This window comes from Noviherbaspirillum sp. FW303-A3 (assembly GCF_058788695.1).
Map to the genome: position 1 here is coordinate 4,071,522 of NZ_JBYTAZ010000001.1, position 25,838 is coordinate 4,097,359.

Sequence of the window (25,838 nt, forward strand, 5' to 3'; positions counted from 1 at the left end):
TATGTTCAGGTTCTTTCTGCGGCTTCAATGGTGTTGACGAGCAGCATCGTAATCGTCATCGGCCCTACACCGCCCGGCACCGGAGTGATGTAGCCCGCGACTTCCTTGGCATTCGCGAAGTCGACATCGCCGCACAACTTGCCGTTATCGTCGCGGTTCATGCCGACATCGATCACCACCGCGCCGGGCTTGACCATGTCGGCAGTGACGATATTACGCTTGCCGGTTGCGACCACAAGAATGTCGGCCTGCCGCGTGTGATGGCCGAGGTCCCGGGTCTTCGAATTGCAAATGGTGACGGTAGCGCCCGCCTGCAAGAGCAGCATGGCCTGCGGTTTGCCGACGATGTTGGACGCGCCCACGACGACGGCGTTGGCGCCGCGCACCGGGTAGTCGATCGACTCCAGCATCTTCATTACGCCGTACGGCGTGCAGGGGCGGAACAGCGGCTGTCCGGTCATCAGCAGGCCGGCGTTGCTGACGTGGAAGCCGTCCACATCCTTCTCTGCTGCGATCGCTTCAATCACCTTGTGGGAATTGATATGGGCCGGCAAGGGAAGTTGCACGAGGATGCCGTTAATTTTCGGGTCCTTGTTGAGCGCATCGATGCGGGCCAGCAGCGCTTCTTCCGTCATGTCGGCGTCGTACTTCTCCATGACCGAATGGATGCCGTTGTCCTCGCATGCCTTCACCTTGTTGCGGACATAGACTTGGGACGCCGGGTTGTCGCCGACCAGGACCACGGCGAGTCCGGGCTGTTTGCCCTTCGCGGTCAGGGCGGCGGCGCGCTTGGCGACGTCGGCGCGGAGTTGCTGGGAGAGGAGGTTTCCGTCGATGAGTTGTGCAGGCATGGTTGTGGTTAGGGTGAGTACGGATTAAAACAAGATTATAAGTCCGCGGGCCTTGTCGGGCTGTAAGCAAAGGGGGCAGGATTGCTGCGATGCCGCATGAAATTTCATAATATAAAATACGATCTCGTAATTTGAAAAGTTGTAAAAGTGCTGTTAGAATCTTTTCACCGCGCACCATCCAGGCTATTTCTTGTCAAAAAAATCTTCCTGTCGCCACTCGGCAGGAACCGGCACTTAACCTAGGAGACACATCCATGTCCGCCCAGCTCGACCAAGTGTTGGCGCAAGCCGCCAACGATCCCGATGTAATGGAAACGCAAGAGTGGCTTGACGCGCTCGAAGCCGTGATCGAAACCGAAGGCCCCGAACGCGCGCATTACCTGATGGAGCGCATGGTCGACCTGGCCCGCCGCCGCGGCGCCCACATCCCGTTCTCCGCCAATACCGCCTACGTCAACACCATCCCCGCCCACCTCGGCGAACACTGCCCCGGCAACCTCGAATACGAAGAGCGCCTGCGCTCCTGGATGCGCTGGAACGCGATGGCGATGGTCGTCAAGACCAACCGTGCCGACGGCGACCTGGGCGGCCACATTTCTTCCTTTGCCTCGCTGGCCAACATGCTGGGCATCGGCTTCAACCATTTCTGGCATGCGCCGACCGAAGAGCATGGCGGCGACCTGCTGTACATCCAGGGTCACTCCTCCCCCGGCATTTATGCCCGCGCCTTCCTTGAAGGCCGCCTGACCGAAGACCAGATGCTGAACTTCCGCCGCGAAGTCGACGGCAAGGGCCTGTCTTCCTATCCGCACCCGAAGCTGATGCCGGAGTTCTGGCAGTTCCCGACGGTGTCCATGGGCCTCGGGCCCCTGATGGCGATCTACCAGGCACGTTTCCTGAAGTACCTGCACGCACGTGACATTGCCAAGACCGACAACCGCAAGGTCTGGGCCTTCTGCGGCGACGGTGAAATGGACGAGCCGGAATCGATGGGCGCGATCGGCATGGCCGGCCGCGAAAAGCTCGACAACCTCGTCATTGTCGTCAACTGCAACCTGCAGCGTCTCGACGGTCCGGTGCGCGGCAACGGCAAGATCATCCAGGAACTGGAAGCCGACTTCCGCGGCGCCGGCTGGAACGTGGTCAAGGTCATCTGGGGCGGCTACTGGGATGAACTGCTGGCACGCGACAAGGAAGGCATCCTGCAGCGCGTGATGATGGAAACCTGCGACGGCGAATACCAGAACTACAAGGCCAAGGACGGCGCCTACGTGCGCAAGCACTTCTTCGGCAAGCATCCGAAGCTGCTGGAAATGGTGTCCAAGATGTCCGACGACGATATCTGGCGCCTGAATCGCGGCGGCCACGATCCGCACAAGATCTACGCTGCATTCAAGAACGCCCAGGAACACAAGGGCCAGCCGACCGTGCTGCTGGTCAAGACCATCAAGGGCTTCGGCATGGGCAAGTCCGGCGAGGCGCGCAACACCGCCCACCAGACCAAGAAGCTGGACGATGCAGCCGTTCGCGAAATGCGCGACCGCTTCAACATCCCGATTCCGGACGACAAGCTGCCGGAAATCCCGTTCTTCAAGCCGTCCGACGATGCACCGGAAATGAAGTACCTGCACGAGCGCCGCAAGGCACTCGGTGGTTACCTGCCGCAGCGCCGCGTGAAGGCGGATGAAACGCTGGTCGTGCCAGAGATCTCCGCTTTCCAGGCTGTGCTCGATCCGACCCCGGAAGGCCGTGAAATTTCGACGACCCAGGCCTACGTTCGCATCATCACCGCATTGTTGCGCGACCAGAGCCTTGGCAAGCGCGTGGTGCCCATCCTAGTTGATGAAGCCCGTACCTTCGGTATGGAAGGCCTGTTCCGCCAGATCGGCATCTTCAATCAGCAGGGCCAGCTGTACGAACCGGTCGACAAGGACCAGGTGATGTACTACCGCGAAGACAAGGCCGGTCAGATCCTGCAGGAAGGCATCAACGAAGCGGGCGGCATGAGTTCGTGGATCGCCGCGGCGACGTCGTACTCGACGAACAACCGCGTGATGATCCCGTTCTACATTTATTACTCGATGTTCGGCCTCCAGCGCGTGGGCGACCTCGCATGGGCCGCGGGCGACATGCGTGCACGCGGCTTCCTGCTCGGCGGTACCGCCGGACGCACAACGCTGAACGGCGAAGGCCTGCAGCACGAAGACGGCCACAGCCACCTGATGGCAGCAACGATTCCGAATTGCGTTCCGTACGACCCGACCTTCGCCCACGAAGTCGCCGTGATCATCCACGACGGCCTCAAGCGCATGGTCGAGAAGCAGGAAGACGTGTTCTACTACATCACCCTGATGAACGAGAACTATGCGCATCCGGGCCTGAAGCCGGGCACCGAGCAAGACCTGCTCAAGGGCATGTACCTGCTGCAGGAAGGCGACAAGAAGTCGAAGAAGCGTGTCCAGCTGCTGGGTTCCGGCACCATCCTGCGCGAAGCCATCGCGGCCGCGGACTTGCTCAAGGAAGATTGGGGCATTGCCGCGGACATCTGGTCGGCACCGTCCTTCACGCTGCTGGCACGCGACGGGCAGGACGCGGACCGCTGGAACCTCGTGCATCCGACCGACGCGCCGCGTGTGCCGCACGTGACCAAGCTGCTGCAAGGCACCACCGGCCCGGTCGTTGCGACGAGCGATTACATGCGCCTGTTTGCCGAACAGATTCGCGCCTTCATTCCGAAGGGCCGCAACTACAAGGTGCTGGGCACCGACGGTTTCGGCCGTTCCGACAGCCGCGCGAAGCTGCGCGAGTTCTTTGAAGTCAACCGCTACTATGTCACGGTCGCGGCGCTCAAGGCACTGGCGGAAGACGGCACGATCGAAGCATCGGTGGTTGCGCAGGCGATTGCGAAGTACGGCATCGATCCGAACAAGCCGAATCCGGTGACGTTGTAACTCCCTAAACAATAAGACACTCCCTCCCCTTCAAAGGGAGGGTTGGGGCGGGGATGGGTTTCTTTCTCTATGTGCGACTGAAACCCACCCCCACCCCGGCTCTCCCCCTGAGAGGGAGGGTGAGAACGGAGCTAAAGCTATGAGCATGGTAGAAGTCAAAGTCCCGGACATCGGCGATTTCAAGGAAGTGGAAGTCATCGAGCTGATGGTCAAGCCGGGCGACACGATCAAGGTCGATCAATCGCTGATCACGGTGGAATCCGACAAGGCGAGCATGGAGATTCCCTCCAGTCACGCCGGCGTCGTGAAGGAAATCAAAGTCAAGGTGGGAGACAAGGTGGCGGAAGGCACCCTGGTTCTCCTGCTGGAAGAGGGCGCAGGCGCAGCAGCGCCGGCACCGCAAGCCGCCGCGCCCGCGCCTGCGGCAGCAGCCCCGGCACCCGCTGCGGCACCGGCACCCGCCGCAGGCCCGGCTGTCGTCGATGTGTTCGTTCCGGACATCGGCGACTTCAAGGATGTGGAAGTCATCGAACTGATGGTCAAGCCGGGCGACGCGGTCAAGGTTGACCAGTCCCTGATCACCGTCGAATCCGACAAGGCGAGCATGGAGATTCCCTCCAGCCACGCTGGCGTCGTGAAGGAAATCGTGGTCAAGGTGGGCGACAAGGTGTCGAAGGGCTCGCTGGTCCTCAAGGTGGAAACGCAAGGCGGCGCACCCGCGGCAGCACCGGCACCGGCTGCGGCGGCAGCGAGTGCTCCCGCAGCGGCAACGGCATCCGCGCCTGCACCGAAGGCAGCTCCGACGGCTGCACTGGAACCCGCGGCGCCTTCCAATACCAAGGCGCATGCGTCGCCGTCGGTACGCAAGTTTGCACGTGAACTGGGCGTCGACCTGGGCCGCGTGACCGGCACCGGTCCCAAGGCGCGTATCCTGCACACCGACGTGCAGAACTTCGTGAAGTCCGTCATGGCAGGCACGGCAGCCGCTCCGGCAGCCGCAGCAGCCAAGGGCGGCAGCGGTGCCGGCCTCGACCTGCTGCCGTGGCCGTCGCTCGACTTCTCCAAGTTCGGCGAAACCGAGTTGCAGCCGCTGTCGCGCATCAAGAAGATCAGCGGTCCGAACCTGCACCGCAACTGGGTCATGATTCCGCACGTCACGCAATTCGACGAAGCGGACATCACGGATCTGGAAGAATTCCGCAAGGATTCCAACAACGCGATGGCCAAGTCCGGCGTCAAGCTCACCATGCTGGCGTTCGTGATCAAGGCCAGCGTGTCGGCACTGAAGAAGTTCCCGGCCTTTAATTCGTCCCTGGATGAGAAGGGCGAAAACCTGATCCTCAAGAAGTACTACAACGTCGGCTTCGCGGCCGACACCCCGCAAGGCCTGGTGGTGCCCGTGATCAAGAGCGCCGACAAGAAGAGCCTTTCCGAGATCGCCAAGGAAATGGGCGACCTGTCCGCAGCCGCACGCGACGGTAAGCTGAAGCCGGCCGACATGCAGGGCGCGACCTTCACGATTTCCTCGCTCGGCGGCATCGGCGGCACGGCATTCACACCGATCGTCAATGCGCCGGAAGTCGCGATCCTCGGCCTGTCGAAGTCCTCGATCAAGCCGGTGTGGGACGGCAAGCAGTTCGCGCCGCGCCTGATGCTGCCGCTGTCGCTGTCTTACGACCATCGCGTGATCGACGGTGCGATGGGCGCGCGCTTCGCGGCTTACCTGGCGGAAGTGCTGGGCGACATGCGCAAGACGTTGCTGTAATCCTGGAAATCGGGGGCGGCGCCGCGCATCGGGGAAAATGAGAAAATCCCTCACTTTTCCCGCGGCCCGTAGCGCCAGCTTCCCCATTTACGGAGATCAACAATGACTACCTGCGTCGTCGTCAAGAAGAACAACGAAGTCGCCATTGCGTCGGATTCGCTCGTCACCTTCGGTGATACCCGGCTCTCGCATGCATACGAGCTGAACGAGAAGGTTTTTCCCGTTGGCGATTCGTATGTGACGCTTGCCGGCACCGCCGCCCACTTTCCGGTCATGCGCAAGCTGCTGACCGGGATGGGCGAGGAGTGCAGGCTGGGCACGCGCGACGAAGTGTTCGAGACGTTTTCCAAGGTGCACGAAATACTGAAGGAAAAGTATTTCCTGAACACCAAGGAAGACGAGGACGACCCGTACGAGTCGTCGCAGATCACCGCGCTGATCGCCAACCCGAACGGCATTTTCGGCGTGTATTCCTACCGCGAAGTGTTCAGCTTCGAACGCTTCTGGGGAATCGGCAGCGGCCGCAACTTTGCGCTAGGCGCGATGTATGCGGTGTACGACAGCAAGCTGTCGGCACGGGAAATCGCGGAGATCGGCGTACGCGCAGGTGAGGAATTCGATAAGAGCACATCGGGACCGTTCCGGATTTTCAGTTTTCCGATGAGAGATTAAAAACAGTTCCCTCCCCTTCAAGGGGAGGGTGAGAATGGAGCTAACGCTATGAGCACGATTGAAGTCAAGGTTCCCGATATCGGCGATTTCAAGGAAGTCGAAGTCATTGAACTGCTGGTCAAGGTAGGCGACACCATCGCCGTCGATCAATCCCTCGTCACGGTCGAATCCGACAAGGCCAGCATGGAGATTCCGTCGAGCCATGCCGGCGTGATCAAGGAACTCAAGGTCAAGCTGGGCGACAAGGTCTCCGAAGGCTCGCTGCTGCTCCTCGTGGAAGCATCTGTCGGTGCCGCCGCACCGGCCCCGGCACCTGCCGCCGCCGCGCCTGCTCCCGCAGCGACTGCACCGGCGCCAGCACCGGTGGCCGGCAGCTACGGTGGCAAGGTCGACGTCGAGTGCGACATGCTCGTCCTTGGCGCCGGTCCTGGCGGCTATTCGGCTGCGTTCCGCTCCGCCGACCTCGGCATGAATACCGTGCTGGTGGAAAAGTATTCGACGCTTGGCGGCGTCTGCCTCAACGTTGGCTGCATCCCGTCCAAGGCTCTGTTGCACGTTGCCGCCGTCATCGATGAAACCGCCGCCATGGCTGCCCATGGCGTCACCTTCGGCAAGCCGCAAATCGATATCGACAAGCTGCGCGAGTACAAGGAAAAGGTCATCAAGAAGATGACCACCGGCCTCGCCGGCATGGCGAAGTCGCGCAAGGTGAATGTGGTGCAGGGCGTGGGCCAGTTCGTCAGCCCGAACCACATGGAAGTGACTGCTGCCGACGGCAGCAAGAAAACGGTGCAGTTCAAGCAGGCGATCATCGCAGCCGGTTCCGCCGTGGTGAAGTTGCCCTTCGTGCCGGAAGACCCGCGCATCGTCGATTCCACCGGCGCGCTGGAACTGCGCCAGGTGCCGAAGAAGATGCTGGTCATCGGCGGCGGCATTATCGGTCTGGAAATGGCGACCGTGTACTCCACGCTGGGCGCACGCATCGACGTGGTCGAAATGATGGACGGCCTGATGCAGGGCGCCGACCGCGACCTCGTCAAGGTCTGGCAGAAGTTCAACGACAAGCGTTTCGACAAGGTCATGACCAAGACCAAGACGGTCGCGGTCGAGGCACTGAAGGACGGCATCAAGGTCACGTTCGAAAGCGCCGATCCGTCGGTTACCGCGCCGGAGCCGCAACTGTACGACATGGTGCTGATGGCGGTAGGCCGCAGCCCGAACGGCAAGAAGATTGCTGCCGACAAGGCCGGCGTTGCCGTCACCGACCGTGGCTTCATCAACGTCGATTCGCAGATGCGCACCAATGTGCCGCACATCTTCGCCATCGGCGACGTGGTCGGCCAGCCGATGCTGGCGCACAAGGCGGTGCATGAGGCGCATGTCGCCGCGGAAGCGGCCACGGGCCAGAAGTCCTTCTTCGACGCGCGCGTGATCCCGTCCGTGGCATACACCGATCCGGAAGTGGCATGGGTCGGCATGACGGAAGACGAGGCGAAGGCCAAGGGCGTCAAGCTGGAGAAGGGCCTGTTCCCGTGGGCGGCGAGCGGCCGTGCGACGGCGAATGGCCGCGACGAGGGCTTCACGAAGCTGCTGTTCGATGCCGAGACGCATCGCATCGTGGGCGGCGGCATCGTCGGTACCCATGCCGGCGACATGATCGGCGAGATCGCGCTGGCCATCGAAATGGGCGCCGACGCAGTCGATATCGGCAAGACCATCCACCCGCACCCGACGCTCGGCGAGTCGATCGGCATGGCGGCGGAAGCGTTCGAAGGCGTTTGCACAGACCTGCCGCCCGCGCGCAAGAAGTAAGTTCTTTGCGCAAAGAAATAGGGGCCGCCTGTCACAGGGCGGCCCCTATTTTTTTGTGGCAGGATCAGGCGGTGCCGAAGATGCGCCGGAATCCGATGCCGATCCGGTGCATGAACGAGCCATCGTTCACGGCCGATGCGGTTGACGCGGCGGGGGCGGCGAGGCGCCCCGCTTCGAGCTGGAGGTCCTGCTCCAGCTTTTCTTCCATTCCTTCCGGCGTCTTTTCGACGGCATGGCGGTGTACCGCGCCCGGACTGCGCTTGAGTTCGCGATGCTTGTTCACCGCGGAGCTCAGCATGAGTTTCAGGAATCCGGGCTTGACCGGTTTCGGGATGAAGCGGTAGATCTGTCCCTGGTTGATCAGCTTGATGATGGCGTCGACGTCGCTGTTGACCGTAAACACCATCGACACGATCTCCGGGTGCCGCTGCTTGAGCAGCTTGACCAGCGGCGTCGCATCCATGCGTCCCACGCGCGTTTCGCTCATCAATACGCCGACCGGCTGCGCGCTCAGGATCGTCACTGCTTCCGACAGCGTACTCGCATGCCGGAACTGCGTGTCCGGCGAGATGGACTGCCGGACCAGCTCGATCATTTCCTCGTCGTCATCGATCAGCAGGATGCTTTCGCCACCGGGCTCGGCATCTTCGACGAGCGCGGGAAGCGGTTGCGTCTTCGCGATCGTTGCCGCCTCGGCGACCGTCTTCGTCAGTTCTTCGTTGGACCAGGGCTTGTTGACGAATCGGAAGACCTCGCCTTCGTTGACGGAGCGCAGGATCGCTTGCAGATCGGAGTAGCCGGTGAGCAGGATGCGCATGGCACGCGGCGCGATCTTGCATGCTTCGCGCAGGAACTCCGAGCCCATCATCCCGGGCATGCGCTGGTCGCTGACGATCACGTCGAAGTCATGCTTGCGCAGCATGTCCAGGCCGCTCAGCCCGTCAGGCGCGGTCATCACGTCGAAATCCTTGTGCAGCATCCAGTGCAGCGAGCGCAGGATGTTCGGCTCGTCGTCGACGCACAGCACCAGACCTTTCTTGTCCCTCATGACCGGCTCCTTCAGGCTGCCTTGAGCAGGGTTTCCGGGAACGCTGCGGGCAGATAAACGGTGAATGTGGTGCCGGCGCCGGCCTGCGTGTCGAACTTGACCGTGCCGCCGTGCTCTTCGACGATGCTCTTCACGATGGGCAGGCCGAGGCCCGTTCCTTCGCCCGCGGGCTTGGTCGTGAAATAGGTGTCGAAGATATGCGGCTGGACGTCGGCGGGAATGCCGCTGCCGGTATCGACGACGTCGATCCGTACCCGCAGGTCTTCCACGGAGGTGCGCACGGTGATCTTGCCGTTGTCCGGGATCGCCTGCGCCGCATTGTTGATCAGGTTGAGGAAGACCTGGTTGAGCTGCGACGGATTGCATTCCACTTCAGGCACGTCGGCGTACTCTTCGACTACCTCGATGCGGTGCGGGATCACGCTCTTGGCGATATAGACGACGGTGTGCAGTCCCTTGTTGATGTCGAAATGCGTGACCTTTTCCCGGTCGAGTCGGGTGAAGTCGCGCAGGTTCTCCACCAGTTCGCGCATCTGCTCCAGGCCTTGCAGTGTGTCCCCGAGCATTTGCGACAACATGACGACATCATCATCGTGCGAGTCGATCTTTTGCAGCTGCGCGCGGGACCGGGAGATGTTCAGCGTGACGCGGTCGCCTTCCGTCTTGCGGACCGCGCGAGCGAAGGCATGCGCCACCTTGAGCGGCAGTTCGAAGCTCTTGAGGCCGTCGATGACCATGCTGATGTTGCTGCGCGAGAAAGCGAGCGGCGTATTGAGCTGGTGCGCCACGCCGGCCACCATCTGGCCGAGCAGCGCCATCTTTTCCGCCTGGGCCAACTGCTGGTGGGCGTGTTCGCGGTCTTGCTCCTGCTGGCGGATGGTCTTTTCCGCGCGGCGGACGATAACGAACAGCGATGCGAAGAGCAGCACCAGCAGGCCGGCGACAATGGCAATCCCGTTGTTGGACATCTTGTTCACTTCGTCCAGGTTGTACTCGGCGACCTTTTCCATCTGGTTTTCGTTGTCGCGCGCGGTCGTCGCGATCTTGGCCGAGGTTTGCTTGATCTGGTCGAGGAAGCCCGTCACGTCCGTATAGACCTCGAATACGCCGATGACTTTTTCGCCATCGGGCGTGTGGACGGGCAGGTAGCTCGAGATGAGGTCGCGGTTCTCGACCACGCCTTCGAATGCGCTGAATTTGTCCCGGTGCGTCAGCTCGCTGCTCGGCTTGCCCTCCGTGGCATTCTTCCAGCCGGCGTTGCCGCTCTTGTCGTCGCCGATCTGTGCCGCCTCGGAGGAATAGGCGGTGATGCCGCGCATGTCGAACACCTTGACCTTGAAGACAGAGCTTTTCTTCATGGCGCTGAATACCTTGGCGTCCAGCGCCTTGTATTCGGGGAGAGAGCGGATCTTCGACCCCAGTTCCTGGTAACAGGCTTTCTTGCTGTCCGGCTGTTTCTTCTTGCCGTCCTCGCCGGAGATGTCCGCGATGGCACGGCAATCGTCCACCGGAAGCGCCTGCACCTTGGCGACGAACGGCGCGAAGTCCTTTTCCCACAGCATGTTGGCGAACAGGCGCGTCAGGTCGACGTTGGCTCGCTCGTGAATCGCCAGCAGGTCATGCCGTGCCGCTTCTTCCTGCTGTTTCGCAAAACTTGCCTGCACACGCTTGATGAATTCGCTTTCGGCGGACTGGACTTCCTGAAAGAAGGATGCCTGCTGGCGTTCGAAGAAAACGAGGGCAACCGTCACAACGATAAACATGCCGAGGGCGGCAATGGTGAAATAGCGAACCAGGCGGAATCGCATGTGTTTACTCCTGTTCATGGAACCGTGCGCTCGCGGTTCAGGCCTGCGCGGACATCGCTCGCTCGATGCCCGCAAAGGTGTCGGAAAGCGCATGGGTCTGCGAATGCACGCCAAGCTGGCGCGCGATCTGCGAAGCGGAAAAAATTCCGCGGATGCTGTTCTTGCCGGTGGAGGAATCTTCTTCCACGACCAGTGCATGCTGGCGGCCGGAATGCTTCAGCGTCTCGACTACATCGCCGACGCGGGCATGGAGCACGTCGTCGAGGTGAAGGACTTCGATATGGCCATCGTTCGTCATGACATCGCGTACACGCACTTCGGCGAACGGGATGTTCCGTGCATCCATCGCCAGTTGCGGGCGGTCGCCGAGCAGGTCGCGCGAGGTGATGATGCCGATGACGTCCTCGTTCGCGTCGGTCACCAGCAGGGAGCGCACGCCGCGCGCGATCATCTTCTGCGTGGCAGTGTCCAGGTCGAGGTCGGACGAGACGGTTGCCGCGGAAATGAAACGCAGGTCGGTCATCACCTCGAGTGCCGAGGACGAAGCCTTCACGGGGTTCTGGATGGTGAAGTGCGGACGTGCGTATCCCGTGTGAGGCGACAGACGCGCGATGCGCATGGGTTGGAAGGGTTTGGCCTGGTCGACCATCAGCAGCCTCCGGTCAGGGCTAATGGCTGATCATTCTAGGTTGCCTAGTTGCAAACGTCCTTGATCTGGAAATGGGTTTTCCGGGAAACCCGGCGCAGGGAGGGGAGGGAAGCGCCGGGCGGCGCTTCCGCGGGGATCGCTCAGTGACCGAGCTTGGTCAGTACGTCGGACAGCATGGAAATCATCTGGTCGATTTCATCTGTCGTCACGTTCAGCGAGGGCATGAAACGCAGCAGGTCGGGACGCGGCGAATTGAGCAGCAGGCCGACCGGTTCCATGTCGCGCGCCGTCTCCACGATCTTCGGGCCGATGTCCTTGCCCAGCTTCAGTGCGCGCAAAAGGCCTTCGCCGCGTTCGCCTTCCAGGCCATGCATTTCGCACAGCTTGAGCAGCTCGGCACGCATGTAGTCACCCTTGTCCTTCACCGATTGCAGGAACCCGGGCTTGAGGAGTTCGGAGAGGACGGCGATGCCGGCGGCCGTCATCAGCGGGTTGCCGTTGTAGGTGCCGCCTTGCTCGCCCGGCTCGAAGCAGGCGACCTCCTCGCGTGCCAGCAGCGCAGAGAGGGGAACGCCGCCGCCGATGCCTTTGCCCAGCGTCATGATGTCGGGCTCGATGCCGGAGAGCTGGTAGGCGAACAGTTCGCCGGTGCGGCCCATGCCGGCCTGCACTTCGTCGACGATCAGCAGCAGGTTGCGCTGCTTGGTCAGGGTGCGCAACGCCTGCATGAATTCGCGGGTGGCGGGGATGACGCCGCTCTCGCCTTGCACCGGCTCGAGCATCACGGCGACGGTCTTGTCGGTGATCAGTTTCTCGACGCTGGCGATGTCGTTCAGCTCGGCCTTCAGGAAGCCCGGCACCTGCGGCGCGAACATGGTGTCCCAGCCCGTCTTGCCGCTCGCGGACATGGTGGCCAGCGTGCGGCCGTGGAAGCCGTGGTTGAAGGTGATGATTTCGTAGCGGTTTTCGCCTGCGGCGTTCTTGTTCAGCTTGCCCCACTTGCGGGACAGCTTGATCGCGCCTTCGTTCGCTTCCGCGCCGCTGTTGGCGAAGAACACGCGGTCGAAGCAGGAATTCTTCGTCAGCATGGATGCGAGGACGATCGACGGTTCGTTGTAGAAGGCCGGCGAGGGGTTGATCAGCTTGCCGACCTGCGCGGTGACGGCGTCGACGATGCACTGCGGCGAATGGCCGAGGCAATTGACCGCCCAGCCCTGCAGGTAGTCGAGGTAACGCTTGCCCTTGTTATCCGTCAGCCACATGCCGCGGCCTTCGGTGAACACGATCGAAGGCCGGTTGGTGATCTGCATGAGGGCGTTGACGTCGTACTGGCTGAATTCCATTTCGGGGCTCCTGACTGGGTGTGCTGAGAGATCAAAAAAAAAGCCACAGGGCGGGCCTGTGGCTTTGTGAGCATCAAACGCTTACACGCACGGCTTCCCAGGCTGAGGCAGCTGGGTACGGCGTCGCAAGAGCTTGGCTGTTGTGTTCATACGAGAAATGGTAAGGCGTTTTGCGCACTGCGTCAAAACCTATTTCGTTTCCAGATCGACAGCAAGATCGGCTTCCGAGGTGAAGGCGTCGGCATAGAATTCCGCCTCCGGCAGCTTGCACTGGGCGACGAAATCGCGCTTGGCCGAATCCACCATCACCGGCGCGCCGCAGGCATAGACCTGATAGCCGGACAGGTCGGGCAAGTCGTCCATCACCGCGCGGTGAACGAAGCCGCTGCGGCCGCTCCAGCCGTCCTCGGGCTGGGCGTCGGAAACCACCGGCACGTACTTGAAGTTGGGCACCGTGCGCGCCCACTCCTCGCACATGGCGTGCATGTAGAGATCCTTCGGACGGCGGCCGCCCCAGTACAGGATCATCTGGCGGCCGCTCTTCTGGTGGATCGCATGCTCGATGATGGCCTTGATCGGCGCAAAGCCGGTGCCGGAAGCGAGCAGCACCATCGGCTTGTCGGAATCCTCGCGCAGGAAGAAGGTGCCGAGCGGCCCTTCGAAGCGCAGGATGTCGCGTTCCTTCATGTTGTTGAACACGTGGTCGGTGAACACGCCACCGTGCATGTGGCGGATGTGCAGCGTCAGGTGCTCGTCGAGGTGCGGCGCGTTGGCCATGCTGTAGCTGCGGCGCTTGCCATCCTTCAGCAGGAATTCGATGTACTGGCCGGCCTTGTACTGCAGGCGTTCGTTGGCCGGCAGCTGCAGCGAGAGGACGATCACGTCATCGGCGACCTTGTCCAGCTTCGCGACGCGGGCCGGCAGCTTCTTGATCGGGAATTCGCCGGCGCCCAGCACTTCGCGTGCTTCGATCACGATGTCCGAATGCGGCGTGGCGCAGCAGAACAGCGAGAAGCCCTTTTCCTCTTCGGCGACGGGCAGGGCCTTCTCCTGATGGGCCTTGTGCGTCACGCTGCCGTCGACCAGCTTGCCCTTGCAGGTGCCGCATGCGCCGTTCTTGCAGCCATATGGCAGGCCTACGCCGGCGCGTATCGCCGCACTCAATACGGTCTCGCCGTCATCGCAGGTGAACTGGCGTCCGCTCGGCTGAACAGTTACTTGGAAAGTCATACAATCCTGATGATGAAAAATAAAGAAAACCTGATTGCCCCGGGATTCGGCCGGCCGCGCTTGCTGGTCCTCGGCTGCGGCGACGTAGGCATGCGCCTGCTGCCGCTGGTCCGAGGCCGCTTCCGCGTGTATGCCGTGACCAGCCAGCCCGAGCGCCGCGAGGAGTTGCGTGCCGCAGGGGCCGTTCCGGTCGTTGCCGACCTCGACAAGCCGGAAAGCCTGGCACGCCTTGCTCGCCTCGCGCGGACCATCGTGCACCTCGCGCCACCCCAATCGGAGGGCATGACAGACCGGCGCTCCCGAAATTTGACCGCCATTTTACCCGAGCGGGCCAACATGGTTTATGTGAGCACAACAGGGGTGTACGGCGACTGCGGCGGCGCCATGGTGGATGAAACGCGGCCGGCGAATCCGCAGAATGCCCGCGCGAAACGCCGTGTCGATGCAGAACAGGTGCTGCGCAAGTGGGCGCGGCGCTCCGGGTCGCGCCTGGCCATCCTGCGCGTGCCGGGCATCTACGCCGCCGACCGCTTGCCCCTCGATCGCCTGAAGAAGGGAACGCCGGCGTTGCGGGCGGAGGACGATGTGTATACGAATCATATCCATGCCGACGACCTGGCAAGGATCATTGCGGCGGCCTTGTATCGCGGGCAGCCGAACCGGCTCTACCACGCGGTCGACGATTCGGACATGAAGATGGGCGACTACTTCGATGCGGTTGCCGACAAGGCCGGCTTCCCGCGTCCTCCGCGCTTGCCGAAAGAGCAACTGTCGGCTGCGGTCACGCCGATGATGCTGTCTTTCATGTCCGAATCGCGACGCCTGAGCAACGCCCGACTGCAAACGGAACTCGGCGTGCGCCTGCTGTTCCCGCGTGTCCGCGACGCCCTGGAACAGATTTATCCGGCATCTTGATCCGGGGGCTTGACCTTCCCATCATGGTAAGGTCAATAATGAAGCCATCCTGAATGATCGAGGATTGGATCATGAGCAACGCAACATCACTGTCGGCAACAACCCTTCCACTCGCGGGGCGTGAACTGGACGTGCCCATCGAGGGCATGACCTGCGCCTCCTGTGTCCGGCGGGTCGAGAAGGCCCTGCGCGCCATCCCCGGCGTGAGTGCAGCCGATGTCAATCTCGGGACCGAGCGGGCGCGCGTGACAGCCGACAAGTCCGTCAACTTCAGCACGGTGCAGCAGGCTGTCGAGAAAGCGGGCTACCAGCTTGCCCAGCAGGAAATCGACCTCGACATCGAAGGAATGACCTGTGCTTCCTGCGTCGGGCGAGTGGAACGCGCCTTGCGCAAGATCGACGGCGTGCTCGATGCCAGCGTGAACCTGGCAACCGAGAGCGCGCACGTACGAGTGGCCTCGGGCATTGATGCCGGCGCGCTGGCACGCGTGGTGGAGGCGGCCGGATACCACGCCAGGCCGCATCGCGATACGCAAGCGGCGCCGCAGGAAGAGCGCCGCGATACGGAGTACATCAAGGTCGTCATCGCCGCGCTGCTGTCGCTGCCCCTGATCGTCCCGATGGTGCTGGAGCTGGCCGGCGTGCACTGGATGCTGCCCGGATGGCTTCAGCTTGCGCTGGCCACGCCGGTACAGTTCTGGCTGGGCGGGCGTTTCTATCGCGCGGGCTGGAAGGCGGTTAAGGCGGGCGCGGGCAACATGGACCTGCTTGTCGCGCTGGGAACGAGCGCCGCGTACGGGTTGAGCGTGTATCAATTGCTGGCGTACGGCGGCGAAGGCATGCAGCACCTGTACTTTGAAGCGGCCGCCGTCGTCATCACGCTGGTGTTGCTCGGCAAATGCCTGGAAGCGCGCGCCAAGCGGCAGACCAGCGCGGCGATACGGGCGCTGCAGGTCCTGCGTCCGGACGTCGCCCGTGTGCGGCGCGGGGCGGAAGAGATCGAGGTGCCGATTGCGCAGGTCAATGTCAACGACCTCGTCGTCGTGCGTCCGGGCGAACGCGTGGCGGTCGACGGCCAGGTGCAGGAGGGGCGCAGCCACATCGATGAATCGCTGATCACCGGCGAGAGTCTGCCAGTCGCCAAGCAGCCGGGCGACAAGGTGACCGGCGGTTCGATCAATGCCGAAGGACTGCTGCTGGTGCGCACCACTGCCATCGGCGGCGAGACGACGCTCTCGCGCATCATTCGCCTCGTCGAAAACGCGCAGGCGGCAAAGGCACCGATCCAGCACCTTGTCGACAAGGTCAGTGCCGTGTTCGTGCCGGTCGTGCTGCTGATCGCATTGGTCACGTTTGCCGGCTGGTGGATGGCCGCCGGCGATCTCGAAATGGCCATCATCAACGCGGTCGCGGTGCTGGTCATTGCCTGCCCGTGCGCGCTCGGGTTGGCGACGCCGGCCGCCATCATGGCCGGCACGGGCGTCGGCGCGACCCACGGCATCCTCATCAAGGACGCGGAGGCGCTCGAACTTGCGCACTCCGTCACCACCGTCGTCTTCGACAAGACCGGCACGCTGACCGAGGGCCGGCCGGTGCTGGCCGAGGCGGTGCCGAACGGCATGGAGACAGACGAGCTGATCCGGCTCGCCGCCGCGGTCCAGCAGGGCAGCGAGCATCCCTTGGCACGCGCCGTGGCGGAGGCGGCGAAAGCCAAGGGCATCGCCATTCCGCCTGCTTCACAGTTGATGGCGCTGCCTGGCCGCGGTGTCTCCGCAGTCATCGAGGGGCGCGCATTGAAGCTGGGCAGTTCCCGCCTGTTGCAGGAAGCCGGCATCGACGCCGGTCAGCTTGGCGGGACTGCCAGCGCACTTGAACAGAAGGGCAACACCGTATCCTGGCTGATGGCCGACGATGGCAGCCTGCTCGGACTGCTGGCATTCGGCGACCGGGTGAAGCCCTCCGCGGCGCGCGCCGTGTCGCGGCTCCATGCGCTCGGCGTGAAAACCGTCCTGCTGACGGGCGACAACAAGGGCAGTGCGATGGCTGTCGGCGGTGCGCTCGGCATCGATCAGGTCATCGCGGAAGTGCTGCCCGCCGACAAGGCGGAGAAGGTCAACAGCCTGAAACAGCAAGGGCAGGTCGTGGCGATGGTGGGCGACGGCATCAACGATGCGCCCGCGCTTGCCGCCGCAGATGTGGGCATTGCAATGGCAACCGGCACCGACGTCGCCATGCATGCCGCAGGCGTCACGCTGATGCGCGGCGAGCCGGCGCTGGTGCCGGATGCGATCGACATCTCGCGCCGGACCTACAGCAAGATCCGGCAGAACCTGTTCTGGGCGTTCATCTACAACCTGGTCGGGATTCCGCTGGCGGCGTTCGGCCTGCTCAACCCCGTGATCGCCGGGGCGGCAATGGCCTTCAGTTCGGTCAGCGTGATCACCAACGCATTGCTGTTGCGCCGCTGGAAGGCGGCATCGTAAGGGAGGACGACATGAATATCGGCGAAGCTTCCAAGGCATCCGGCGTGACCGCCAAGATGATCCGCTATTACGAGAGCATCGACCTGATCAAGGCGGGCAAGCGGACGGATTCGGGATATCGTATTTACGTCGAGAACGACGTGCACACGCTGCGCTTCATCAAGCGGGCGCGCACGCTGGGATTTTCACTGGAGCAGATCAAGGACCTACTGTCGCTGTGGCAGGATCCGCATCGCGCGAGCGCGGACGTGAAGGCGATTGCGCGCTCGCACCTGGAAGAGCTGGAGATGCGTATCCGGGAATTGACGGAGATGCGGGATACGCTGCAGCATCTGGAGCATGCATGCTCGGGCGACCATCGACCCGATTGCCCGATTTTGCACAGCCTTGAAAGGATGGGTGGAAAGGCTTCCTGTCATTAAAACGTGCGGGGCGGCGCTCGCCGCTCCCGCTCCGCTGAATCAACGCTCGCTGCTGGCAAGTACGTCGTAACCCGCATCCACCACAGCCGCCTTGATGTTCTCCAGTGGCGCGCTCGAATTGACGAGTACCTTCTGCGTCGACAGGTCCACTTCCACTTTTGCGCCGGCGTCGACGGCCTGCACTGACTTCGTCACGGCGCTGACGCAGTGGCCGCAACTCATTCCTTCAACTTTCAGTTCGTACATGATGTTCTCCGGTTGTGTTAGCGGAAAGCATTGTGGGGCTTTCCCCAATGGGAAGGTCAAGTGCTTGGATCAAATTTCCCGAAGAGCATTCCGGGCGAAGGGCGGCGATGGTGCCCATGGGCAGGATTGAACTGCCGACCTCTCCCTTACCAAGGGAGTGCTCTGCCACTGAGCTACATGGGCACGATCCGGAGCCATTGCAAAATGGCACCCTGAAAGGCGAGGCAACAAAAAGCCCGGTCGACAGACCGGGCTAGATGTTTGAAACTGTTGGTAGGCCGTGTAGGGATCGAACCTACGACCAACGGATTAAGAGTCCGCTGCTCTACCAGCTGAGCTAACGACCCAACGAAGTCAAAAATTATAGCAGTACTTTCCGGAAGGAGTCAAATGGCCCGGCTCAAAATGTCGTGATCAGGTCAACGCGGACGTCACCTTCAATACCTCATCCACCGTTGTCGCGCCTTCGACGACCTTCAGCGCGCCGGCCACACGCAGCGGCTTCATGCCATCCTTGATGCTTTGCTCCCGCAATGCGTGGATATCGGTCTCTTCCTTGATCAGGCGCGAGAAGGGCTGGGTGATGGTGAGCAATTCGTACAGGCCGGTGCGTCCGCGGTAGCCGGTCTGGCGGCATTCGGGGCAGCCTATCGGGCGGTAGACCGAAGCCGGCTTCGGGATTTTCCAGCCTTCGACCAGGCCGTCCCAGACATCGTCCGAAATCTCGCCTTCCACCTTCTTGCAGTCGGGGCAGAGCGTGCGCACTAGGCGCTGCGCCATGATGCCGATCAGTGTGGCTTCCAAAAGGTAGTAGGGAACGCCGAGTTCCAGCAGGCGCATCACCGCGGACGGCGCGTCGTTGGTGTGCAGCGTCGAGAGGACGAGATGGCCGGTAAGGGCGGCCTGGATCGCCATCTCGGCGGTTTCGAGGTCGCGGATTTCGCCGACCATGATGATGTCCGGGTCCTGGCGCATCAGGGCGCGCACGCCGTCGGCGAAGGACAGGTCGATGCCGTGCTGCACCTGCATCTGGTTGAACGAGCCTTCCACCATTTCGATCGGGTCTTCCACCGTGCAGACGTTGACCTCGGCAGTGGCGAGCGCCTTGAGCGTGGTGTACAGCGTGGTCGTCTTGCCCGAGCCCGTGGGGCCGGTGACGAGGATGATGCCGTGCGGACGGGCGGTGAGACTGTCCCAGCGTTTCGCGTCGTCGGGCGGGAAGCCGAGTTCGGGCAGCGTCTTCACCACGACTTCAGGATCGAAGATACGCATCACCAGTTTTTCGCCGAAGGCTGTCGGCAGCGTGGAAAGACGGAGCTCGATTTCCTGGCCGCCGGCGGTGCGCGTCTTGATGCGGCCGTCCTGCGGGCGGCGCTTCTCGACCACGTCCATGCGGCCGAGCAGCTTGATGCGCGCGGTCATCGCGATCATGACCGTCGCGGGCACCTGGTAGACCTGGTGCAGGATGCCGTCGATGCGGAAGCGGATGGCGCCAAGGTCGCGCTTGGGTTCGAGGTGGATGTCCGAGGCGCGCTGTTCGAACGCGTACTGCCACAGCCAGTCGACGATGTTGACGATGTGCTGGTCGTTGGCGTCGAGCGACTTGTTGGTCTTGCCCAGTTCGACCAGCTGCTCGAAGTTGTTGCGCAGCGCGGTGTCGTGCTGGCCGTGTTTGCTGGCGCCCTTGATCGATTTGGCGAGCGTGAAGAACTGCGCCGTGTATTGCGCGATGTCGAGCGGATTGGAGACGACGATCTTCACGTTGCGCCGCGTGATCTTGGATATCTCGGCCTCCCATTCGATGGCGAAGGGTTCGGCGGTGGCGATCACGACATCCGTCTGCGTCAATTCCACGGGAAGGATGTTGAAGCGGGCGGCGTACGTCGCCGACATGACATCGGCTACGCGGGTAAAGTCGATCTTCAGCGGGTCGATACGGAAGAAGGGAACCCTGGCCTTGAAAGCCAGCCATTCCGAGAGCACGTCCAGCGTCAGCAGCTTGTGCGGCGGCGTGGACGACGTCAGCTTGATCTGCGCGATAGCTGTCAGCGGATGCATGTTAGCCGAAGCATTCCGAAGCAGGGCCTGCGCCTCGTTGTAGCGCGTCTTGGCCTCGGCCTTCGTGATCATGCCGTCTGCCAGCATCCAGCTGAAGACCTGGTGGAGATCGAGCACTTTGTGCGCTGGCTTGTGCGCGGCCGCAGGGGCTGCGGAATGTTCGACGCGGGCGTTCAAGATGTCTTGCTCCTCCGGGGTTTGTCCTTTTCCATCCAGGCCTTGATGCCGTTGACCCAGGATTTTGCCGGCAGCTTGGTCGCGGTGGTGATCTGGTCCGCGCATTCGTACAGCGCCTCGTAATCGAGTTCGGGGCGCTTGTTGAAACCGAGCGCCACCACATTGCCTTCGTGGCAGGGCGGCAGGCAGATCACTTCGGCGAAGGCATGTTTCAGCGCCTTGTAGTTCTTCGGGTAGCTGGGATGGTCGCCGAACAGGTTGACGCTGACCACGCCATCCGGCGTCACGCACGCTGCGCAGGCTTCGTAGAATTCGGGTGTGTCGAGCACCGGACCCTGCACCAGGGCGTCGTAGAGGTCGACCTGCAGTGCGTCGAACTTGCCGTGATTGTTGACGTCGGTGACGAAGTCCATTGCATCCAGTTCCAGTACCGAGAGCCGGTCATCGTCGGGCGGCAGGCGGAACATCGAGCGGCAGATGGAAATCACCTGTGGATTCAGGTCGACCGCAGTCACCTGGGTTTGCGGAAACTGGCGGTAGCAGAATTTGGTCAGGGCGGCGGTACCCAGTCCGAGCTGGACGAGGTGCTGCGGATTCTTGTTGAACAGCATCCACGCCATCATGTGCTGCGCGTAAGTGAGCTCGATCCAGTCGGGCTTGCGGATGCGCATCGCGCCCTGGATCCATTCGTTGCCGAAATGCAGGAAGACGACGCCCGCTTCCTCGGACAGGGTGATAGGCGCGAATTTGGGCTTGCGCGGCTTCTTGCCCGGGCCGGCCTTGGTATTGCCCTGGGCTTCCATGGAATTTCGTTTGATGAGCATGCTGGTCATAGGAACTGTTTCTTCCATTCTACAGAATGATGTTCTTCCATTGCGCCAGTTTTTCCTCGAAGGAGAGCTGGGCGTTGGCCGGCGATGATGACGGAAGGACAAGCGTCCGGAAGCCGGCGGCGGCGAAGGCGGGTTCGAAGCGGCCCGAAGTCTTGCCGTTGAAGCACACCTTTTCCAGTTGCGGGCATTGAAGTTTCAGCATGGCGAATTCGTTTGCCTGTGCCTGGCGGATCGCGGTGTCCAGGCTGCCTTCCCGAGCGCAGGCGGCGATGACGTCCCACAGGCCGATGCCGTGCGAGCGCAGTCGTTGAAGGCGTTGTTCGTAGGGCAAGCCTGCCAGTGCGTCGCCGAGGACTGCCGATAGCAGGCGCCAGAATTGATTGCGCGGGTGGGCGTAATACTGCTGTGCGGCGAGCGAAGCTTCTCCGGGAAAACTGCCAAGGACGAGGATGCGGGTGGCGCGGTCGATCACCGGCGGGAAGCCGGCCAGCAAAGGGGAGGTGGCGGCTGCGTGCATGCCTTATTGTAGACGCATGCCCGCCACACCGGCATCGTCAGGGAGGGAGTTCCTCGCCTTTGGCTATCGACTGTGCGAAATTCATCACCTTGGGAATGTAGGTCTTGTCGCCGGTACCTGCGGGCGTAGCGTCCGGATTGTTGACATCGACGCCGTTTTCACCAGAGTTGTAGCCGCGTAGCGCCAGTTCCCAGGTGCCGAATTTTTCCTTCATCTCCGCCAGGAAGTAGGCAGCGGCGAGGATGTTGGTTTCCGGATCTGCGAGATTCTTGCCTTGCAGGTCGGGATGATTTTCCTGCAGTTCGGCGAACTTGTTCGGATTGACTTGCATGAGGCCGGTATCGGTCAGGCCATTGCCGCCGTTGACGGAGCCGGCGTTGATCGCGCCGCGCGATTCCTGCCACAGCATTCCGCCGAGCATTTCAGGCGGGACGCCGGCCTTTTCCGCGGCAGATTCGATCATCGGCATGAATTCTTCGATCTTCTTGCTGTTTCCTTCGCCCGGCGCTCCCGGAGCAGTTGGATTCGCCCCGCCCGGTGGCGCCCCGTCGGGATCGGGGGCAGCTCCGTTGTTGGCGCCGCCCGGCGTCTTGCCTTCCATGGCATCGAGGGTCAACTTGATCTGTTTCGCTTCCGCTTCCGCGTGCGCCTTCAATGCCGGATCCTTGGCATCGTCCGCCCGCTTCTGCGCCTCCTCGTACTTGCTCTTCCAGACCTGTGTTACAGGATCACCGGCCTTTGCGTTGCCTTCGCCGGGCTTCGGGCCATTTCCGGGCAGAGGGCCAACCGCATTCTTGAGCGAGTTGGCGAGTGCATCCGGCTTCTCTGGCATGGTGTTTTTGAGCGGTGGCTGTCCTTGGGGCGACGGCTTTGCATTCGGCGCAGGACCGGCAGTGGATGGGAGAGGTGAAGCCGTCTTTGAACCGATTGCAGTAACCATGATCGCGATTCTTCCTCAAACAGGGCAGCGAAGACTTCGCTGCGGAGTTAATGGTGCGGATGCCGCGAAGGCGATGCCACCATACGGCACAGGCTTCTGAATGCAATTAGTCAAGGCAACGGCCATTCTCAATAGTCATTGAGAAAAATTACCTGTAGTTTTGTGAATGGCAAGACGAATGACGCGGTTGGCGGGCGCGGGTTATAGCTATCGCGCGGTTTGATGCAGCGAGCGGTCATGCCGTGGCTGACGTCTGCCAGTGCAATCGGTAATGACTACAACGTGTGGATCGGGATTTTAAGGTGCGCGATCTTTTGGGAATTGAGGTCAGATCAACGCTATCCTTGGGGGAGCAGTGGCGAGGTTGCCGTGACTCCAGTTTTCAGTATGTGTGCAATGACGTGGACCGGGCAACCAGTCAGATCGGAAGCCACACCCGTTAAGGATGTGAACTTCTCGACCTTCCTGGCGCCCGGTCCAACTTTGCCTGATTTAGCGACTTCAGCTAAAAATTAGCAAGTGGTGCACTCCCCGCCATCGCCAGGAGGCGTTGTGCCAGTCTTAGGTGCGCCAGGTGCAGGCGTCCCAGGAGCAGATCCACCAGGTGCAGGCGCGCCGGGAGCAGGTGCGCCGGGAGCCGCTCCGCCCGGTGCCGGGGCGCCAGGTGTTGCTCCGCCCGGAGAGGGGGTGCCGGGCGACGGGCTGCCAGGCGACGACGTGCCAGGTGCTGGGTTTCCCGGCGTCGCGCCGCCTGGAGCCGGGCTGCCAGTAGGCGCTCCGCCCGATGCACCTGCCATCTTTTCAACCAAATCGATGATCTGCTTGAGCTGATTGGCTTGTGCTTCCGCAAATTTCTTCAGCTCGGGATCCTTAGTTTCGTTCGCCAGCTTTTGCGCCTGTTCGTACATGCTACCCAAGGCCATCATCAACGGAGCCATGATGTCGCCTTGTTTCGCGTCGCCTGCCTGTGGGCCGCCTGCCTTCGGTGCATCGTTCGGTGCATCGTTCTTTGGTTCCTTCGTTTCTGATTTGGGAGCGCCTGCCGGAGCACCTGCCGGAGCACCTGCCGGAGCGTCCTTCGGAGCGTCCTTCGGAGCGTCCTTCGGAGCATCTTTCGGAGCGCCCTTCGGATCAGCGCCCTTCGGATCAGTGCCCTTCGGATCAGCGCCCTTCGGATCAGTGCCCTTCGGATCAGAGTCCTTCGGATCAGTGCCCTTCGGATCAGTGCCCTTCGGATCAGCGCCCTTCGGATCAGCACCCTTCGGATCAGTGCCCTTCGGATCAGTGCCCTTCGGATCAGCGCCCTTCGGATCAGCGCCCTTCGGATCAGTGCCCTTCGGATCAGCACCCTTCGGATCAGCACCCTTCGGATCAGCACCCTTCGGATCAGCACCCTTCGGATCAGCACCCTTCGGATCAATGGCATCTAGAAGGTCAATGATCTGCTTGATCTGGTTCGCTTGCGCTTCTGCAAATGCCTTCAGTTCGGGATTCTTTGTTTCTTCTGCCAGCTTCTTTGCTCCCTCGTACATGCTATTCAAGGCCTGCTTCAACGGAGCCATAGTGTCACCTTGCTTCGGATCGGCAGCTTTCGAGGCATCTGCCGGACCACTCTTCGGTGCATCCTTCGGCGCATCCTTCGGCGCATTCTTCGGCGCATTCTTCGGTGCATCCTTCGGACCGCCCTTCGAATCGCCTTTCGAGGCATCCTTCGGCGCGCCGTCCGGACCACCCTTCGAGTCACCCTTCTTCGAGGCGCACGGCATGGAGCAATCGGGCATTGGGCCGACCTGATCCTTGAGCGACTTGCTGAGCGCGGACGGTTTTCCTTCCATCGTGTCCTTTATGCCCAATTTGGCAGCAGGGTTTGGAGCGCCGCCGGGTGGCGCGCCCGATGAGTGTTGGGCATGAGATGCCGGATTGGAATTGACTGCAGAAACCATGGTCCCGTTTTCCTCAGTTGGGCAGCGATGTCTTTGCTGCAAAGTTGATAATATGTTTGTAATGAGGGCGATACCGGCAGACGGCATGCGCTCCTGATGTCACTTAGGCAAGCTTTCAAATTTTCTCAAGTGTCATTGAGAAAAAATTATTGCGGGAGAGGCTGGATGGGGCGAAAAGTCATGCTGGTTACCGGCGGCAGTCGCGGCATCGGTGCGGCTACCGCACGGATTGGTGCGCAGCGCGGCTATGCGGTCGCCGTCAACTACGTGCACAATCGCGCGGCGGCGGACGAGATCGTTTCCGCGATCCGCGACTCCGGCGGCGAGGCGATGGCCGTGCAGGCCGACGTGGCGGCGGAGGCCGAGGTCGTGCGCATGTTCCAGGAAGTGGACCGCGTGCTCGGGCCTGTGCAGGCACTGGTGAACAATGCCGGCATCCTGGAGCGGCAGGCGCGCGTCGATGAACTGGACGCAGCCCGGCTGACGCGCATCCTGGCAACCAACGTGACCGGAAGCTTCATCTGCGCCAGGGAAGCCGTCCGCCGCATGTCCACGCGCCACGGCGGGCCCGGCGGAGCCATCGTCAACCTGTCTTCGATTGCCGCCCGGCTTGGCGCCCCGAACGAATATGTCGACTACGCGGCGTCCAAGGGCGCGATCGATACCTTGACCGTTGGCCTGGCGAAGGAGGTGGCGGGCGAGGGTATCCGCGTCAACGGCGTGCGGCCGGGCGTCATCTATACGGACATTCATGCAAGCGGTGGCGAGCCGGGCCGTGTCGACCGCGTCAAGGATGCCGTGCCGATGAAACGCGGCGGAAACGCGGAGGAAGTGGCGCAGGCGATCCTCTGGCTCTTGTCGGACGAAGCATCCTATGTGACGGGCACGTTCGTCGATGTGACGGGCGGACGTTGATGGCGGAACCGGCAAGCCTCTTCCTGTGGCATGGCCGCGCCCTGGTCGTCGGGCCGGGCATCGATTCGACCCCGCATGCGCATTACGCGGCGCAGATCACCCTGGACCTGGACCAAGCCTTCCGGGTACGTCTTGGCACCGGGGCGCCATGGGTGGAGACGCGGGCGGCGGTCTTCGCGCCCAACCAGCAGCACCAGCTCGATTGCGTTCAAGCAGAAAGCATGACGAACGCCTAAGATGAATTCACAGAGCGGACATTC

At 62.1% G+C, this 25,838-nt stretch carries 21 protein-coding genes and 2 tRNA genes; 9 read left to right on the forward strand and 14 right to left on the reverse strand.

Annotated features, from left to right (window positions below):
* Window positions 1-5: 5 nt before the first annotated feature.
* Window positions 6-851: a bifunctional methylenetetrahydrofolate dehydrogenase/methenyltetrahydrofolate cyclohydrolase FolD gene (folD, locus tag AC3WOY_RS19595; protein WP_492426770.1), complete on the reverse strand. Its 846-nt coding sequence runs from the start codon at window positions 849-851 to the stop codon at window positions 6-8.
* A 254-nt stretch (window positions 852-1,105) separates the two neighbouring features.
* Between folD and aceE the strand changes: the two genes are divergently transcribed.
* From aceE to lpdA, 4 genes are all read left to right on the forward strand, one after another.
* Window positions 1,106-3,802 carry a pyruvate dehydrogenase (acetyl-transferring), homodimeric type gene (aceE, locus tag AC3WOY_RS19600; protein ID WP_492426772.1) on the forward strand — a complete coding sequence of 899 codons (2,697 nt, stop codon included), beginning with the start codon at window positions 1,106-1,108 and terminating at the stop codon, window positions 3,800-3,802.
* A gap of 139 nt (window positions 3,803-3,941) precedes the next feature.
* Window positions 3,942-5,567 (forward strand): dihydrolipoyllysine-residue acetyltransferase, encoded by a 1,626-nt coding sequence (aceF, locus tag AC3WOY_RS19605; RefSeq protein WP_492426774.1) that lies wholly within the window; start codon window positions 3,942-3,944, stop codon window positions 5,565-5,567.
* A 102-nt stretch (window positions 5,568-5,669) separates the two neighbouring features.
* Window positions 5,670-6,239, forward strand: a complete 570-nt coding sequence (locus AC3WOY_RS19610; protein ID WP_492426776.1) for an MFS transporter — start codon at window positions 5,670-5,672, stop codon at window positions 6,237-6,239.
* Between the two features lie 48 nt (window positions 6,240-6,287).
* A complete protein-coding gene (lpdA, locus tag AC3WOY_RS19615) occupies window positions 6,288-8,051 on the forward strand; it encodes a dihydrolipoyl dehydrogenase (protein ID WP_492426778.1) in 1,764 nt (587 codons plus the stop codon).
* A 64-nt stretch (window positions 8,052-8,115) separates the two neighbouring features.
* Here lpdA and AC3WOY_RS19620 read toward each other — a convergent pair whose 3' ends face one another.
* The 5 genes from AC3WOY_RS19620 to AC3WOY_RS19640 form a co-directional block, all read right to left on the reverse strand.
* Window positions 8,116-9,099 carry a response regulator gene (locus AC3WOY_RS19620; protein ID WP_492426780.1) on the reverse strand — a complete coding sequence of 328 codons (984 nt, stop codon included), beginning with the start codon at window positions 9,097-9,099 and terminating at the stop codon, window positions 8,116-8,118.
* Between the two features lie 11 nt (window positions 9,100-9,110).
* Complete coding sequence (locus AC3WOY_RS19625) at window positions 9,111-10,907, reverse strand: ATP-binding protein (protein ID WP_492426783.1); 1,797 nt, start codon at window positions 10,905-10,907, stop codon at window positions 9,111-9,113.
* A 37-nt stretch (window positions 10,908-10,944) separates the two neighbouring features.
* The gene (locus AC3WOY_RS19630; protein WP_492426785.1) at window positions 10,945-11,556 is read right to left on the reverse strand and encodes a CBS domain-containing protein; all 612 of its coding nucleotides are present in this window, start codon (window positions 11,554-11,556) and stop codon (window positions 10,945-10,947) included.
* A 140-nt stretch (window positions 11,557-11,696) separates the two neighbouring features.
* Complete coding sequence (locus tag AC3WOY_RS19635) at window positions 11,697-12,899, reverse strand: acetylornithine transaminase (RefSeq protein ID WP_492426787.1); 1,203 nt, start codon at window positions 12,897-12,899, stop codon at window positions 11,697-11,699.
* Between the two features lie 189 nt (window positions 12,900-13,088).
* Window positions 13,089-14,129, reverse strand: a complete 1,041-nt coding sequence (locus AC3WOY_RS19640) for a CDP-6-deoxy-delta-3,4-glucoseen reductase (RefSeq protein ID WP_492426789.1) — start codon at window positions 14,127-14,129, stop codon at window positions 13,089-13,091.
* Window positions 14,130-14,141: 12 nt separating this feature from the next.
* On the opposite strand from AC3WOY_RS19640, the gene AC3WOY_RS19645 reads away from it, so the two are divergent.
* The 3 genes from AC3WOY_RS19645 to cueR all read left to right on the forward strand — a co-directional run bounded on the left by AC3WOY_RS19645 (window position 14,142) and on the right by cueR (window position 17,949).
* A complete protein-coding gene (locus AC3WOY_RS19645) occupies window positions 14,142-15,044 on the forward strand; it encodes an SDR family oxidoreductase (protein WP_492429368.1) in 903 nt (300 codons plus the stop codon).
* 71 nt (window positions 15,045-15,115) lie between these two features.
* The gene (locus AC3WOY_RS19650) at window positions 15,116-17,527 is read left to right on the forward strand and encodes a heavy metal translocating P-type ATPase (RefSeq protein WP_492426791.1); all 2,412 of its coding nucleotides are present in this window, start codon (window positions 15,116-15,118) and stop codon (window positions 17,525-17,527) included.
* A gap of 11 nt (window positions 17,528-17,538) precedes the next feature.
* A complete protein-coding gene (gene cueR, locus AC3WOY_RS19655) occupies window positions 17,539-17,949 on the forward strand; it encodes a Cu(I)-responsive transcriptional regulator (protein ID WP_492426793.1) in 411 nt (136 codons plus the stop codon).
* A gap of 39 nt (window positions 17,950-17,988) precedes the next feature.
* On the opposite strand, the gene AC3WOY_RS19660 is transcribed toward cueR, so the two are convergent.
* From AC3WOY_RS19660 to AC3WOY_RS19695, 8 genes are all read right to left on the reverse strand, one after another.
* Window positions 17,989-18,195 (reverse strand): heavy-metal-associated domain-containing protein, encoded by a 207-nt coding sequence (locus AC3WOY_RS19660; RefSeq protein WP_492426795.1) that lies wholly within the window; start codon window positions 18,193-18,195, stop codon window positions 17,989-17,991.
* A gap of 108 nt (window positions 18,196-18,303) precedes the next feature.
* Window positions 18,304-18,378 (reverse strand) — tRNA-Thr (locus AC3WOY_RS19665).
* A gap of 88 nt (window positions 18,379-18,466) precedes the next feature.
* Window positions 18,467-18,542, reverse strand: a tRNA-Lys gene (locus AC3WOY_RS19670).
* A gap of 67 nt (window positions 18,543-18,609) precedes the next feature.
* Window positions 18,610-20,430 (reverse strand): type IV pilus assembly ATPase TfpB, encoded by a 1,821-nt coding sequence (gene tfpB / locus AC3WOY_RS19675; RefSeq protein ID WP_492426797.1) that lies wholly within the window; start codon window positions 20,428-20,430, stop codon window positions 18,610-18,612.
* The gene (locus tag AC3WOY_RS19680; RefSeq protein WP_492429369.1) at window positions 20,427-21,254 is read right to left on the reverse strand and encodes a spermine/spermidine synthase domain-containing protein; all 828 of its coding nucleotides are present in this window, start codon (window positions 21,252-21,254) and stop codon (window positions 20,427-20,429) included. The genes tfpB and AC3WOY_RS19680 overlap by 4 nt, the downstream gene beginning before the upstream one ends.
* Before the next feature lie 28 nt (window positions 21,255-21,282).
* Window positions 21,283-21,756 carry a DNA-deoxyinosine glycosylase gene (locus AC3WOY_RS19685; RefSeq protein ID WP_492429370.1) on the reverse strand — a complete coding sequence of 158 codons (474 nt, stop codon included), beginning with the start codon at window positions 21,754-21,756 and terminating at the stop codon, window positions 21,283-21,285.
* A 61-nt stretch (window positions 21,757-21,817) separates the two neighbouring features.
* Window positions 21,818-22,612, reverse strand: a complete 795-nt coding sequence (locus AC3WOY_RS19690) for a lytic transglycosylase domain-containing protein (protein ID WP_492426799.1) — start codon at window positions 22,610-22,612, stop codon at window positions 21,818-21,820.
* Window positions 22,613-23,232: 620 nt separating this feature from the next.
* Complete coding sequence (locus AC3WOY_RS19695) at window positions 23,233-24,555, reverse strand: pentapeptide repeat-containing protein (RefSeq protein ID WP_492426801.1); 1,323 nt, start codon at window positions 24,553-24,555, stop codon at window positions 23,233-23,235.
* A gap of 273 nt (window positions 24,556-24,828) precedes the next feature.
* Between AC3WOY_RS19695 and AC3WOY_RS19700 the strand changes: the two genes are divergently transcribed.
* Window positions 24,829-25,578: an SDR family oxidoreductase gene (locus AC3WOY_RS19700; protein WP_492426803.1), complete on the forward strand. Its 750-nt coding sequence runs from the start codon at window positions 24,829-24,831 to the stop codon at window positions 25,576-25,578.
* A complete protein-coding gene (locus AC3WOY_RS19705; protein ID WP_492426805.1) occupies window positions 25,578-25,814 on the forward strand; it encodes a hypothetical protein in 237 nt (78 codons plus the stop codon). Before AC3WOY_RS19700 ends, AC3WOY_RS19705 begins: the two co-directional genes overlap by 1 nt.
* Window positions 25,815-25,838 lie beyond the last annotated feature (24 nt).

Excerpts from the sequence above, each read along its gene's own strand:
- folD (WP_492426770.1), bottom strand. The coding sequence starts at position 851 with ATGCCTGCACAACTCATCGACGGAAACCTCCTCTCCCAGCAACTCCGC.
- aceE (WP_492426772.1), top strand. The coding sequence starts at position 1,106 with ATGTCCGCCCAGCTCGACCAAGTGTTGGCGCAAGCCGCCAACGATCCC.
- aceF (WP_492426774.1), top strand. The coding sequence starts at position 3,942 with ATGAGCATGGTAGAAGTCAAAGTCCCGGACATCGGCGATTTCAAGGAA.
- AC3WOY_RS19610 (WP_492426776.1), top strand. The coding sequence starts at position 5,670 with ATGACTACCTGCGTCGTCGTCAAGAAGAACAACGAAGTCGCCATTGCG.
- lpdA (WP_492426778.1), top strand. The coding sequence starts at position 6,288 with ATGAGCACGATTGAAGTCAAGGTTCCCGATATCGGCGATTTCAAGGAA.
- AC3WOY_RS19620 (WP_492426780.1), bottom strand. The coding sequence starts at position 9,099 with ATGAGGGACAAGAAAGGTCTGGTGCTGTGCGTCGACGACGAGCCGAAC.
- AC3WOY_RS19625 (WP_492426783.1), bottom strand. The coding sequence starts at position 10,907 with ATGCGATTCCGCCTGGTTCGCTATTTCACCATTGCCGCCCTCGGCATG.
- AC3WOY_RS19630 (WP_492426785.1), bottom strand. The coding sequence starts at position 11,556 with ATGGTCGACCAGGCCAAACCCTTCCAACCCATGCGCATCGCGCGTCTG.
- AC3WOY_RS19635 (WP_492426787.1), bottom strand. The coding sequence starts at position 12,899 with ATGGAATTCAGCCAGTACGACGTCAACGCCCTCATGCAGATCACCAAC.
- AC3WOY_RS19640 (WP_492426789.1), bottom strand. The coding sequence starts at position 14,129 with ATGACTTTCCAAGTAACTGTTCAGCCGAGCGGACGCCAGTTCACCTGC.
- AC3WOY_RS19645 (WP_492429368.1), top strand. The coding sequence starts at position 14,142 with ATGAAAAATAAAGAAAACCTGATTGCCCCGGGATTCGGCCGGCCGCGC.
- AC3WOY_RS19650 (WP_492426791.1), top strand. The coding sequence starts at position 15,116 with ATGAGCAACGCAACATCACTGTCGGCAACAACCCTTCCACTCGCGGGG.
- cueR (WP_492426793.1), top strand. The coding sequence starts at position 17,539 with ATGAATATCGGCGAAGCTTCCAAGGCATCCGGCGTGACCGCCAAGATG.
- AC3WOY_RS19660 (WP_492426795.1), bottom strand. The coding sequence starts at position 18,195 with ATGTACGAACTGAAAGTTGAAGGAATGAGTTGCGGCCACTGCGTCAGC.
- AC3WOY_RS19680 (WP_492429369.1), bottom strand. The coding sequence starts at position 21,254 with ATGCTCATCAAACGAAATTCCATGGAAGCCCAGGGCAATACCAAGGCC.
- AC3WOY_RS19690 (WP_492426799.1), bottom strand. The coding sequence starts at position 22,612 with ATGCCAGAGAAGCCGGATGCACTCGCCAACTCGCTCAAGAATGCGGTT.
- AC3WOY_RS19695 (WP_492426801.1), bottom strand. The coding sequence starts at position 24,555 with ATGGAAGGAAAACCGTCCGCGCTCAGCAAGTCGCTCAAGGATCAGGTC.
- AC3WOY_RS19700 (WP_492426803.1), top strand. The coding sequence starts at position 24,829 with ATGGGGCGAAAAGTCATGCTGGTTACCGGCGGCAGTCGCGGCATCGGT.
- AC3WOY_RS19705 (WP_492426805.1), top strand. The coding sequence starts at position 25,578 with ATGGCGGAACCGGCAAGCCTCTTCCTGTGGCATGGCCGCGCCCTGGTC.